This is a genomic window from Vallitalea sediminicola (assembly GCF_054408565.1).
In genome coordinates, this window is record NZ_BTPT01000228.1 from 1 (window position 1) to 332 (window position 332).

General features: G+C 28.3%; 1 protein-coding gene. It reads right to left on the minus strand.

The features are described from left to right. Positions 1–332 (minus strand): condensation domain-containing protein (locus tag ACX6CF_RS26520; RefSeq protein ID WP_458788384.1); only part of this gene is annotated, 332 nt, incomplete at both ends.

Genomic DNA, 332 nt, shown 5'->3' on the forward strand with positions numbered 1-332 from the left:
TCTTTTCCTTTTTCCAGAGAATAATATACTTCAATGAATTCTTTCATGAATAGTTGTATAGACCAACCATCCGCTATAATATGATGAAAATTAAATATAAATATCTGCTCATCTAGTTGAGTCTCTAGCAAACTAACTCTTAATAGTGGTCCTTGTTCTAGATCATAGACAAATACGCTTTCTTCATACATATATTCATCTATAATTTTATCCTGTTCTGTTGTTTTTTTGTTTTTTAAGTCTCTATATTGAATTCCCATTTCTAGATTATCTATAATATATTGATAAGGTACTCCATTAATCTCTTTAATAACAGCACGTAACATCTCATG